This is a genomic window from Mycobacterium parmense, assembly GCF_010730575.1.
GTDB classification, from domain to species: Bacteria; Actinomycetota; Actinomycetes; order Mycobacteriales; family Mycobacteriaceae; genus Mycobacterium; species Mycobacterium parmense.
The window spans coordinates 388,561-400,707 of sequence record NZ_AP022614.1 but is presented as its reverse complement, the minus strand read 5'-3'; the positions used below and the strand labels follow the sequence as shown (position 1 = coordinate 400,707).

Annotated in this window: 9 protein-coding genes; 3 read left to right on the top strand and 6 right to left on the bottom strand. The window is 67.2% G+C overall.

The genetic code is table 11. The annotated features are described in order from the left end of the window. The first annotated feature begins 121 nt into the window (after window positions 1–121). Together G6N48_RS01825 and G6N48_RS01820 are read left to right on the top strand one after the other, a co-directional pair. The gene (locus G6N48_RS01825; RefSeq protein ID WP_085268884.1) at window positions 122–1,171 is read left to right on the top strand and encodes a hotdog fold thioesterase; all 1,050 of its coding nucleotides are present in this window, start codon (window positions 122–124) and stop codon (window positions 1,169–1,171) included. A 79-nt stretch (window positions 1,172–1,250) separates the two neighbouring features. Further along, on the top strand, window positions 1,251–2,456 hold the full coding sequence (locus tag G6N48_RS01820) for an amidohydrolase family protein (protein ID WP_085268885.1): 1,206 nt from the start codon (window positions 1,251–1,253) through the stop codon (window positions 2,454–2,456). On the opposite strand, the gene G6N48_RS01815 is transcribed toward G6N48_RS01820, so the two are convergent. The 5 genes from G6N48_RS01815 to G6N48_RS01795 form a co-directional block, all read right to left on the bottom strand. Further along, window positions 2,457–3,005: a DUF421 domain-containing protein gene (locus tag G6N48_RS01815; RefSeq protein WP_085269030.1), complete on the bottom strand. Its 549-nt coding sequence runs from the start codon at window positions 3,003–3,005 to the stop codon at window positions 2,457–2,459. It lies immediately after the preceding gene. Window positions 3,006–3,285: 280 nt separating this feature from the next. Then, window positions 3,286–4,476 carry a phosphatidylserine decarboxylase gene (locus G6N48_RS01810; protein WP_085268886.1) on the bottom strand — a complete coding sequence of 397 codons (1,191 nt, stop codon included), beginning with the start codon at window positions 4,474–4,476 and terminating at the stop codon, window positions 3,286–3,288. Window positions 4,477–4,561: 85 nt separating this feature from the next. Continuing rightward, window positions 4,562–4,957, bottom strand: coding sequence for a hypothetical protein (locus tag G6N48_RS01805; protein ID WP_085268887.1), 396 nt, complete (start codon window positions 4,955–4,957; stop codon window positions 4,562–4,564). A 738-nt stretch (window positions 4,958–5,695) separates the two neighbouring features. Next, window positions 5,696–7,111, bottom strand: coding sequence for a PPE family protein (locus tag G6N48_RS01800; RefSeq protein ID WP_085268888.1), 1,416 nt, complete (start codon window positions 7,109–7,111; stop codon window positions 5,696–5,698). A 142-nt stretch (window positions 7,112–7,253) separates the two neighbouring features. Next, entirely contained in the window at window positions 7,254–8,483 is a 1,230-nt protein-coding gene (locus tag G6N48_RS01795; protein ID WP_085269031.1) for a PPE family protein, read from the bottom strand. A 458-nt stretch (window positions 8,484–8,941) separates the two neighbouring features. Between G6N48_RS01795 and G6N48_RS01790 the strand changes: the two genes are divergently transcribed. After that, window positions 8,942–10,918, top strand: a complete 1,977-nt coding sequence (locus tag G6N48_RS01790) for a SpoIIE family protein phosphatase (RefSeq protein WP_085268889.1) — start codon at window positions 8,942–8,944, stop codon at window positions 10,916–10,918. On the opposite strand, the gene G6N48_RS01785 is transcribed toward G6N48_RS01790, so the two are convergent. After that, window positions 10,915–12,144: an acyl-CoA dehydrogenase family protein gene (locus G6N48_RS01785; protein ID WP_085268890.1), complete on the bottom strand. Its 1,230-nt coding sequence runs from the start codon at window positions 12,142–12,144 to the stop codon at window positions 10,915–10,917. The two genes, G6N48_RS01790 and G6N48_RS01785, sit on opposite strands and share 4 nt — an antisense overlap. Window positions 12,145–12,147: the final 3 nt, after the last annotated feature.

Sequence of the window (12,147 nt, the reverse complement as noted above, 5' to 3'; positions counted from 1 at the left end):
GCGGCCGCTGCACCCGTCGATCCTGCACACCCGAGCGCGACGCCGGGTCCCGGTCGCCGGGCGCGACCGCCCGGATGCGGTAACGTCATTCTCAAAGTCCCGGGGCAGCGCAGGAGGCGGTATGCGTGGCGGTTCGTCTGGCGACGCGACCGACGCCGACGTCGAGGTGACGCGCGGCGATCGATTCATCAAGACGGCGGTGGCGATCCTGGGCGAAACCGGTCGCACAGACTTCACCGTGCAGGAGGTGGTGGCGCGCTCCAAGACCTCGCTGCGCGCCTTCTATCAACACTTCAGCAGCAAGGATGAGTTGCTGCTGGCGCTGTTCGACCGAACCATCGCACAGTCGGTACAGACCTGGCGCGCCGAGACCGCCGGCATGGACGGCACCGCGGCGCTGAAGCTGCTGGTCGACCGCATCAGCCAGCAGCCGGAATCGAGCACCCAGGACAGCCTCAACCGGGCGCTGACGCTGTACAACCAGCACCTGGCAGAGACGCGTCCGCGCGAATACGCTCGGGTCCTCTCCCCCCTGCACCGGCTGGTTCGCGACATCGTCGGCCAGGGCATCACCGAGGGCGTCTTCGATCCTGGGTTGGACGTCGGAGCGGCGGCCGCCATTGTCATGCAGACGATGATGGGCGCGCCGCGATTGCATTGGCTGGGTGCGGAATTGAACGGAACGCCGGTCGACGCCGGCCAGCTGTACGACTTCTGCAGCCGAGCCCTGGGCGTCCGTGACGCCGCCGACGAATCCGCGCCGCCCTCGCTGGCGGAATTGTTCGGCCAGATCGGGATGCGGGCCGGCGCCCGCGGGGGCGAGTTCGCCATGACGATGCCGGTCAGCCCTCAGGTGGTCAACACCTCCGGCGCGCTGCAGGGCGGCCTGATCGCGACGCTCGTGGACGTGGCGGGCGGACAGTTCGGGCTCGGCCACCTGAAGCCGGGCACCACCATGACCACCGCCGACCTGTTCATCCGGTACCTGCGGCCCATCCGGCAGGGCTCGGCGTTCGCGGTGCCCCGGATGCTGCGATCCGGTCGGCGCGCGATGGTGATGCAGGTCGATATCTACGGCGACGCCGGCGACGAGCTCGTCGCGACGGCCACGGTGAACTTCGCTGTCATCGACGGAGAGACGCCGACGCTCGGCGTCCAGCCAGAGGCTTAGCGCGCGCCGTACACCTGGTTGCGCAGAAGTGGTAACGTCATTACCACCCAGCGAGAATCAAGACCTCAAGGAGATCGCCATGCCGTCTCGCGAGCTTTCCTTCCCCGTGTTCGACGCCGACAACCACATGTACGAGCCGCAGGAGGCGCTGACCAAGTTCCTGCCGGAGAACCGCAAGCGCGTCATCGACTACGTTCAGGTCCGCGGCCGCACCAAGATCGTGGTTCGCGGCCACATCAGCGAGTACATCCCCAACCCCACCTTCGAGGTGGTCGCCAGGCCGGGCGCCCAGGAGGACTACTTCCGCAACGGCGCCCAGGGCAAGAGCTACCGCGAGATCCTCGGTGAGCCGATGAAGGCCATCCCCGCCTTCCGCGAACCGGCCGCGCGCCTGGAGGTGATGGACGAACTCGGCATCGACTACGCGCTGATGTTCCCCACGCTGGCCAGCCTGGTCGAAGAGCGCATGAAGGACGACCCGGAGATGACCCACGACGTCATTCACGCGCTCAACCAGTGGATGTACGAGCAGTGGTCGTTCAACTACCAAGACCGCATCTTCGCCACCCCGGTGATCACCCTGCCGATCGTCGAGCGTGCCCTCGAGGAGCTCGAGTGGTGTCTGGAGCGCGGCGCCCGCACTGTGCTCGTGCGCCCGGCCCCGGTGCCCGGCTTCAAGGGCAGCCGGTCGTTCGGCCTCGAGGAGTTCGACCCGTTCTGGCAGGCCTGCATCAGGGCCGAGATCCCGGTGTCGATGCACGCCTCGGACAGCGGCTATGCCGAGTTCGCGAACGTATGGGAGCCCGGCGACGAGTTCCTGCCGTTCAAGCCCACCCCGTTCCGCAGCTTTGTGATGGGGCACCGCCCGATCCTGGACGCGATGGGCGCGCTGGTGTGCCACGGCGCGCTGTCCCGCAACCCGGAGCTGCGGATCCTGTCGATCGAGAACGGCGCCGACTGGGTGCCGGACCTGTTCAGGGGCCTCAAGGGCGTGTACAAGAAGATGCCGCAGGCCTTCAGCGAGGACCCGGTGGAGGCGTTCAAGCGCTGCGTCTACATCACCCCGTTCTGGGAGGACCGGTTCACCGAGATCGTCAAGATGGTCGGCACCGACCGGGTGTTGTTCGGCTCGGACTGGCCGCACCCCGAAGGCCTGAAGGACCCGATCTCCTTTGTAGACGAGCTCACCGACTTCGACGAGCAGGACGTCGCCAAGATCATGGGCGGCAACCTGATGAAGCTGATGAAGGTCTCGGCACCGGCCAAGAAGCCCGTCTCGGCCTGATCAACCGCCGGCGGCATCCCCCGCTGAACGGTCGCACGGGTCAGCGGGGTTCGCCGTCGCGGGCGCTTGCGCATCGGCGAGGACGGATACCACGCCTTTGGTCTCGAACAGCGCCAGGCGCACGCTCGCAGGCGTCAGGTGACCGTGCTGGCGCAGGATCGCGTCGAGATCCTCTCGAGTGAGCCTGCAGCGCTTCAGGTTCGTTACGTCGAGTTCGCCGTCCCGGATGAGCACCCGCACCGGCGGGTCGACCAGCCGCCGCACCCAGGGGAAGTAGCGCAGGCGAGCGACTATGTCGTGCGCGGCGATCAACGCCACCAGCGCGGCGGCGCCGGTGAACCACGACGTGTGGGGGGCCGTGGCGGTACGTCCCACTATTGCGCCGACCGCCACGCCGGTCACCCAGTCGAACGGCGTGAACTCGGCGATAGTTCGCCGTAGCGTGAGCCGGAATGCCGTTGCGGCGGTGACGAATAACGCAAACGCCTTCACAGCGGCGTAGGCGGCCGGTCGCCAGCCGTCGAAGAATTGCAGTAGCAGATCCCTCATCACCATCACCCGTCGGAGAGCACGCCAATTGGTATCCGCACCATACCTTCGGTCACCGTGGTGACTACTTGCCGCGCACGTACACGGCCCAGGTCAGGATCGCGAACCCGACGTAGAACACCAGGAAGGTCCACAGGTCGTGCGAGTGCGACATGGTGACCGGATGCCCGTCGTTCACCCCGACAAACAATTGTCATAGGAGATGTTTGCGGCGCATCTCGTCAGTGACCCCTGGTCTGCCCGCACTGTAATGTCCTGATGCTCAGGGCAATTGAGCGTATCAACTCTTCAGGGGTTTGCAGCGGGCTATGGGCGTGCCGAACAGCCGGTAATCGCCGCTGTCATCGATCTGCGCATCGGCGCCCTCCTGGAATAGGACGATGATGTCGGAGCCGCCGAATTGGAAGTAGCCGAACTCTTCGCCTTTGGCCATGTGCGTGCCGTCGACCGCCGTCAGCGTCACCGACGACACATGCGCCATCCCGACCGGGACCACGGCGACGATCCCGATGTCACCACCGGTCGATGCGGCGGTATCGATTGTCACAACACCTCGGTTCTGGGTGAATTCGAAGCCGGTGGTCGTGCTGTCGCTGGAGACGAACTGGCTGTCCTTGACGTCGACATGCATGTAAACCGTTCCGCTGAGCCGGAAGCATTCCTTGACAAGACCCGATACCGGCAGGTGGTAGCGGTGATAAGACGACGGCTGGAGCATGTAGTGGACGAAGGTGCCGCGCGCGAAGCTTTCGCTGTATTGACTGCCCTCGAGCAGCTGCTTGATGTTGCCGTACTTGTGCGTGTTCTTGATCGAGGTGGCGGGAATGTTGGAGTCGTCGTCGATGTCGTAGGCGTGCTGGAAGACGCAATCGGCCGGCGAAGTGGCCACCAGGTTGCTGCCGGGTTCGGCGATCGGCCGTAGCCCCCCGTTGAGGCGGCGCCCGAAGAACTGGTTGAACGTTAGCCAGCCGCTCGGCTCGTTCGGCGAGCCTTCGACCAGCGATTCGAAGACGCGGTATTCCGGCGCGTAGTCGATGAAGGACTGCAGGATTTCCCGGCTGAATGATTCCGGTGTGTCCAGGAAACTGCCCCAGCGCCGCGTGAAGTCGGTCATCCAAGCGCGAAAGACCTCATTGTCCTGCGGCGCACCGTCATCGACGTCCTGGTCGACCAGGAAGAAGAAGTGGGCGACCCTGTCGCTGACCTCCTTAGCATGCCGCTCCTGCGGTTCAAGGCCCTGCCAGGCCTTTGCATTGGATTGCCGGGGCATCCATCTGATGAAGCCCCGCAGGTAGTTTTCGTACTGACCGAGGGTCTCGGGCCAATCGAGCGCCGCGAACAAATCGGCGCTCAGTTCCCTCTCGGCTTTTCGGCGAGCCGCTACCAGCGAGCGCGTCAGCGAACCGGCCAGTTTCTCTTCCTTATCGAGGAGATCGCGCAGATCCTGCACGATCGCATCCGGCTCACTCATATGGTTGCTCCTTTGCTATCGCGTCGGATAGACCGACGCCCCGATGCGGACGTACCCGCAGCATGCCCATTTGACGCGACACTATTCAGCGCTGTGACGGAGTGCTGCTGCCCGCCGGATGCAGCAGCACCGCTGACCAATTGTGGTCGACTGACACGTGTCTGACCGGCTCCACACCGAATCTGCGCACCGCACCGGCAACCCAGTCTCGATGTACGTCGCTGACCATCCGGCCGGGGTTGGGGTAACCGACCCAAGCGACCTTTGCCGCCGTGTGCGCGGCCGCATAGACCGCGTCGAGCAGGCCTAGGTCCTCCCGACATGCCGCGAAACCGATTACGGCACTTGCCGAATCGGGGTCGACGCCGCTGGCCATCGGAAACATGGAGTCGCTCTCCGGCGGTCCGTTGACGACGGCCAGTCGGCCCCCCGGCTTTATCCGCAACCGCCTCTCGATGGCGACAACCTCGGTCCAATGCATTAATAGCTCACCGCCCCGACCTGATCGGCGCTTCTGATTTGCATGAAAGTCACTGGCTCGTCTCCTCAGCTCCGGGCGGCGACGGCGGAATAGGTACCGCCGCCCCTCGAGCCGAACCGGAATACGGACTCGATCACCGCCGCTGGCTCGCGGAATATCATGCAGCTCAACACATCTCGGCAAATCACCGTTACACGATCCGTCGCCGTCGGCGAACATCGTGTCCGCGAACGATGAGACGTCGGCTAGGACCCGCGACTGCGCCAGGGCCGATGCCTGCGGCGTTGCATATATCCCGAGAGTCGCCCGTTGCGATCCGCACCGCATCGATGGCGGCACCGGTGGCCTGTGTTGTGCCCGGCGCGGGTCGGCAGGAGCAGCGCAGGGGTCGTCGGCACGCCACCGAGATGCGAAGTCGCGCGGCCGTTTACCTCAGCTCGACGTCCGACGCTGTTGGAGTTCATGGGCATACGGCGGTTTACGCGGCACCGGGGCCGCGAAGAGTTGCGCAAGCAGGCACAGAGAACATGACACTCGTCGTCATTCTTAGCATAGGACACGACGCGCGGTCCAGAGGCGTACACGACGCGGCGCCACCAATCGACAGTCGCCGTCTCACGCCTGCATCCTCGACCCACCCGGCGCGAACGCCATAACGGTTGCACTGCTTGGCTTTTGATTCAATTGGAGGGTCTTCTGATTCAATTGGAGGGTTGTGCCGCACTGCCCCCCGTAAGCTCAGGAAACCGACTTCGGCAGGGCTACGCTGCTCGCATCACCATCGGTCAAGTGCACCGCATGGATGCCCGGTTTGGTCCTGAGCTTCGCGATGAGGGCGTCGAGCTGCGCCGAATCGGTATGCCAGTGTTGAACGGCGTCGGGTTTGTCAGCCATTTCCGCAACGATTCGCTGGAGGTCACCCGGTGACGACTCGCCGTCTGTGGACGTGCCGTCTTTCAGTGAGGTCGACCGGAGCCGGGCACCGGCACCACCGATGGCACGCGAGCCGGCGGCGCCCAGGGCGGTTCCGGCCATGCCTGCCACGGCCACCCCGCTGAGCAGCGTCCCCTCGCTCACGGCGCCCGCGGGCACGGCGTTCGCACCCGTACCGGACAGGACGGAGGCGACCGTTCTGATCGCCGGAGTGGCGGTCGCCCAGCTCGGCGGAACCGACATCGCGCCCACCAAGCCGGCGTGGCCGGCGCCGGCGGCCACCGACCCGCCCAGCGCCGAACTCGCCAGGTTCACCCCCGAGCCCAGCCCCGCCGCCAGGACCGAGCCGCTGCCTGCCGCGGCGGCCCCGGCGCCCGCGCTCGCCAGGCCGCCGAAATACTTCGCCTCGATCACCAGGCCCATGATCGTGGAGATGAAGATGTCGTTCACCGGCAGGATGACTTTGGGAATCACTTCCAGGTCGCCGGTGAGGGAATTGATGCTCTGTAAGCCGGCGAAATCCTGGGCGGCCGTGAGGAGCCCCGAAATCGGGCTTGGCCCGGTGACAATCGTCGCAAAGCTTTGCAGGGCGGTGGGTATCGCGCTGAACAGGCTCGAAATCTGCGCCTGGGCGGTGCTGAGCGCCTGGGTGACATAGGTCGTCGCGATCGTCGCCAATTGACCGACCAGTCCCGCGGGGTCCGCGGTGGCGGCCGGCGCGGCGAACGGTGTCACCGTCGTGGCTGCGGCGGATTGACCGGCGTAGCTGTCCATCGCCGTCGCATCTTGGGCCCACATCCTGCTGTACTGGGCCTCGTTGGCCGCAATGGCGGGTGTGTTCTGCCCGAAGAGGTTCGTGGCCACCAACGACACCAGTTCGCTGCGGTTCGCCGCGACCACCGCCGGCGGCACTGTCGCCGCGAATGCCGTCTCGTACGCCACCGCGGCGGCCCGCGCCTGAGCCGCGGTCTGTTCTGCTTGTGCGGCCGTGGCGCTCATCCACGCGAGGTAGGGCGCGGCCGCGCCCGCCATGGCGATCGACGAAGGGCCTTGCCACGCCGTGGTGAGACCCGAGATCACCGAGGCATACGACGCCGCTGTGGCGTGCAGTTGAGCCGCCAGGGCGTCCCACGCCTGCGCGGCGGTCAGCATCGACGCCGAACCCGGACCGGCATACATCCGGCCGGAGTTGACCTCTGGGGGTAGTAATCCGAAGTACACCGCACTGCTCCTCAGGTCGCCGCACTGGCTTCGACGGGCGCGGCGCGACGCGCCCCGGTGAACGTGTCGGCCGTCTCTGCCATTCGCCGGATGCGGCGACGACACGAGTCGGGGCGGCGCAGGCCGATTTCCGCGTCGGCGCTCACTGCGGAACCGCCGGAACGATGAAGATGTTGACGGGACCGCTGGCCTGGCCCGCCGCGGTCGCCTCGGCCGCACCTGTCGTCCGGGCAGCGGTTGCGCCCCCGCCGAGCATCGCCCGCCCCGCAAGACTCGACAGCGCCATGTTGCCGAACAGCGGGCCCTCGCCCGGTGCCGCGATCGCCGCCGGGACGCCGGCCGGTCCGCCGTCGGCGAACACCGCGGCGACCGGCTTGACCGCCGGGGCGGCCATCGCCCAGCCTTGCGGTACGGACAATCCCCCGATCAAACCCGCGCGGCCGACTCCCGCCGACACCGCCGAGCCCAGGGTGCTTGTATTCGAACTCAGGGCTGCCAACCCGCTGCTGCCCGCGGCAGCCGCGGCTTTGCTCGCCGCGCTGGCCGCGTTGAGCCCGGCCTGGGGCAACAGGTAACTCTGGATCCCGAACAGGAATGGCACACCGGGAACGGTGAACAACGACAACGGCGATGACGGTCCTGTGATCAGGCTGATGAGGGTGTTCGTCGAGGTCGCGAGCGACGACGGAGCCGACGGGTCCGCCGCGGCCGCCGTCGCGGCCGGAGTAGCCAGCTGCTGCAACGACGAAGGCACCGTGGCCATCAGCTGCGGAAGGGCCTGTGTCTGCGCGCCGGTCGCCGTGGCCGTGGCCTGCGACACGGCGCCCGCCTGGCCCGTGGCCGCGGCCGGATTCGTGGTTTGCGGTGGCGCATTGAACGGCATCACCTGTGAGGCGGTCGCCGACGAGCCGGCGTAGCCGTACATCGCCGCCGCATCCTGGGCCCACATCTCGATGTACTCCGCCTGGGTGGCCATGATCGCCGGAGTGTTCTGCCCGAAGAAGTTCGTCGCAACGAGCGCGAGCAAACGTGCGCGGTTGGCCGCGACCGCTCCGGGCGGAACCGTTGCCGCGAAGGCGGTCTCGAATGCGGCCGCCGCTGCCCTGGCCTGGTTGGCCGTCTGCTCGGCCTGACCGGCGGTGGCGGTGATCCATGCCCGGTACGGTGTGGCCGCGGCCGCCATCGTCGCCGAGGCGGGGCCGCGCCAGCCGACCGTCAACCCTGAAATCACCGAGGAGTAGGACGCCGCCGCGGCGTGCAATTCCGTGGCCAGCTCATCCCAGGCCGCCGCCGCGGCCAGCATCGGGCCGGACCCGGGGCCGGTGTACATGCGAGCCGAGTTGACCTCCGGCGGGAGTACTCCGAAATCTATTGCCACGCAGCACCTCCGACGTGGAGCTGTTGTGATCGCCATCCTGCGGGCCGCTGACTCGCGCCGGCAGCGGCTTGTTGACGAGCTTCGGGTTCCCCTGCCGACCCGAGCTAACCTGACGAAACTCCGATTGTTTCCTGGCGATTCGCTGCGATAGCCGCGTCCCTACTCCGACCGTGGAACGCACGCGCGTGTAGCCGGAATGGTCGGGGGTACCCGCGGCAAGAGACATCAGGATGGGGGCGAAATGAGCGCGGCGCCACGCTTTACGACCAGACCCGCAAACGGCGCCCCCGCGCCGCCGAGGGCGGCGTAGCGGTCGATCCTGCCTCCTTTCATCGCACACTGGACACTCATTGATAATGTGAATTCCGGTTCTCCGGCGAGTCGGATACGACGGTGTATTCGGTCGGGTGATGTGACTCTGCTCGGGAAGACTCCTAAGGAGGTTCGGCCGAATGGTGGCCGGCAAGGACTGGGACCGATACGTCGGTACGGCGCAGGACGCGCGCCGGATCTTCGAGAACGTCCCCGCGATGCTGGTCGGCCTGGAAGGGCCCGACCACCGGTTCATTGCTGTCAACGCCGCCTACCGCGCATTCAGTCCGACGCGAGCTTCGATCGGCCAGCCCGCGCGCGAGATCTATCCCGAGCTCACCAGCCAGCAGATCTACGAGATGTTCGACCGCGTTTATCAAACGGGCCAGGCACAGACCGGCACCGAGTGGCGACTGCAGGCCGACTACGACGGCTCGGGCATTCAGGAGAGGTTCTTCGACTTCGTCGTGACTCCACGCCGTGCGGAGGACGGCTCGGTCGAAGGCGTCCAGTTACTTTTCGACGACGTCACCGACCGGGTGCGGGGGCGGCAGGCCGCCGAAAGGCGGTTGGAGGAGCTTTCCGAGAAATACCGCAACGTGCGCGATTCCGCGACGGTCATGCAGCAGGCTTTGCTGGCGCCGTCGGTGCCCGTCGTCCCCGGGGCCGATATCACCGCGGAGTATCTGGTCGCCGCGGAGGACACCGCCGCCGGCGGCGACTGGTTCGACGCGATCGCGCTCGGCGAGCGTGTGGTCCTCATCGTCGGCGACGTCGTCGGCCACGGGGTTGAAGCTGCGGCGGTGATGTCGCAATTGCGCACGGCTTTGCGGATGCAGATCTTGGCGGGACAACCGATTTCCGAGGCGCTCGAGGCGGTCGACCGCTTCCACGAACACGTACCCGGATCCAAATCGGCCACCGTGTGCGTCGGTTCGCTGGACTTCGCCACGGGCCGATTCGACTACTGCACCGCCGGCCACCCGCCGCCCCTGCTGGTGAGCCACGGCGCAACCGCCCGCTACATGGAGCCGTCCGGCGGTGGCCCCTTCGGCAGCGGCACCGGTTTCCCGGTGCGCACCGAGGTTCTCGCGGTGGGCGACGCGGTGCTCCTCTACACCGACGGGCTGATCGAACGGCCCGGCCGGCCGCTGGGGGCCAGCACGACCGAATTCGCCGAATTGGCCGCACGGATCGCCGGCGGCCAGGGCGGTTTCGTCATCGAAACCGCGGAGCGCCCCGTCGACCGCATCTGTTCGGAGACCCTCGAACTGCTGTTGCGCTCCACCGGGTACAGCGACGACGTGACTTTGCTTGCGGCGCAGCGGCGTATTCCGCCGGTGCCGTTGCACCTGGCGCTGGATGCGACGATCCACACCGCGCGCGAGGTTCGTGCCCACATCCGGGACTGGCTGACGGCGGTCGGCGCCGACTCCGACGACATCTGCGACGTCGTGCACGCGATCTCCGAATTCGTCGAGAACGCGGTCGAACACGGGTACGCCGACGAAACCTCCGGCGGGATCGTCGTCGAGGCCTCGCTGGCCGGTGACGGCAACCTCTACGCGTCGGTGATCGACCAGGGGCAGTGGAAGGACCACCGGGAGGGCGAGAGGGGCCGGGGGCGCGGGCTCGCGATGGCCGAAGCCCTGGTGACCCATGCGCAGGTCACCCACGACCCCGCCGGCACGACGGCCAGCGTGGTGCACCGGCTGACGCGACCGGCGAAGTTCGTGACCGACTCGATGATCGGCCGGGCACCCCGTCAGCAGGCCGCGGGGTCCGAATTCGCCTCGCTGATCACCGAGGACGGCCGCATCGTGGTCAGCGGCGATGTCGACTCCACCAGTGCGCCGACCCTCGATCGTCAGATCGCGGTCGAAAGCCGTTCGGGCATCGCCCCTTTGACGATCGACCTGACCGGGGTGACCCACCTGGGTTCGGCGGGCGTGAGTGCGCTGGCGGACGCCCTGGACCGCGCCCGCAGACAGGGCGGCGAATGCCTGCTGGTGGCCCCGCCAGGAAGCCCGGCGCACCACGTGCTTTCCCTCGTCCAGATGCCGGTCGGCAATGGCGACGCGGACACCGTGTCCGTCGAAGGCGCGGACCGCACCTAACGCGTCTGCCCGTGCCGCACCTGATTGAACGGCACCCCGCGATCAGCGGCGTATTCGCGTGGGAAGCCCAGCACGCGCTCGCCGATCACGTTGCGCGCCATCTCGGTCGTGCCGCCGCCGATCGCGACCGTCTGCCGGGACAGGTAGCGCAGCCCGGTTTCCAGCCCGTCGCCGCGCTCACCGACGACGCCCGCACTTCCCGCGATCGCCAGAGCCGTATCGACGTCCAGCGTCACCGTCTCGGCATGGAACAGCCTGATCAGCGTTCCCGCGGTCGGCGGCAGGTCACCGTCCCTGACGCTGCGGTAGACGTGGGCGATGAGTTGCTCGGCGACGGCGCGCCGCACCAAAGCCCGGCCCGCCATCTCCTGGACCCGCCGGTCGTCGGCCTGCCCCGTCTTCTCGGCGAGGGCAACGTAGTCAACGGGATTCGCGTTGCCGCCCTCGCTTCCGCTGCCGCTGGCGAACTCCGAGCCCTGGCCGACCGCGCGCCGCTCGTGGTAGAGCTGGCGGGAGGCCACCGCCCAGCCGCCGTTGACCTCCCCGACCACCGCGTCGTCGCCGACGTCCACCCCGTCGAGGAACTCCTCGCAGAACTCGGTGGAGCCGCTGAGCATGGTGATGCGGCGCAACGTGATTCCGGGGTGGTCGATCGGCACCAGAAACATGGTCAGGCCCTCGTGCTTGGGCACGTTCCAGTCGGTGCGCGCCAGGCACAGTCCGTAGTCGGCGGCGAACGCGCTGGTGCTCCAGGTCTTGGCGCCGTTGAGCACCCAGCGATCACCGCGCCGCTCGGCCCGCGTGAGGACCCCGGCCAGATCGGACCCGCCGCTGGGTTCGGACAACAGCTGCACCAGCACTTCGTCACCGCGCAGCGCGGCGGCGATGTGCTGCTTCTTCTGCTCTTCGCTGCCGGTGTCGAGCAACGTGGCACAGCAGATGGTGAAGGTCGGGGTGTTGAGAATGAGCGGCATCTCGTAGGTCAGCGTTTCCGCGTCGAATGCCCGCTGGTATTCGTAGTCCAGCCCCAGGCCGCCGTACTCGCGCGGGAAGCAGATGCCGGCGAAACCCGCCTCGTAGAGCCGTTTTTGCAATTCCCGGGCCCTGTTCCAGGATCGTTCGTCGTCGCGAGGGGCGGGCGGCGGCGCCTGCGGATCGATGGCGGGCATGTTGTCGGCCAGCCAGGACCGTGCGCGGGCAGCGAATTGTGCTACGGTTTCGGTCATTTC

Excerpts from the sequence above, each read along its gene's own strand:
- G6N48_RS01790 (WP_085268889.1), top strand. The coding sequence starts at position 8,942 with ATGGTGGCCGGCAAGGACTGGGACCGATACGTCGGTACGGCGCAGGAC.
- G6N48_RS01810 (WP_085268886.1), bottom strand. The coding sequence starts at position 4,476 with ATGAGTGAGCCGGATGCGATCGTGCAGGATCTGCGCGATCTCCTCGAT.
- G6N48_RS01815 (WP_085269030.1), bottom strand. The coding sequence starts at position 3,005 with ATGAGGGATCTGCTACTGCAATTCTTCGACGGCTGGCGACCGGCCGCC.
- G6N48_RS01805 (WP_085268887.1), bottom strand. The coding sequence starts at position 4,957 with ATGCATTGGACCGAGGTTGTCGCCATCGAGAGGCGGTTGCGGATAAAG.
- G6N48_RS01820 (WP_085268885.1), top strand. The coding sequence starts at position 1,251 with ATGCCGTCTCGCGAGCTTTCCTTCCCCGTGTTCGACGCCGACAACCAC.
- G6N48_RS01825 (WP_085268884.1), top strand. The coding sequence starts at position 122 with ATGCGTGGCGGTTCGTCTGGCGACGCGACCGACGCCGACGTCGAGGTG.
- G6N48_RS01785 (WP_085268890.1), bottom strand. The coding sequence starts at position 12,144 with ATGACCGAAACCGTAGCACAATTCGCTGCCCGCGCACGGTCCTGGCTG.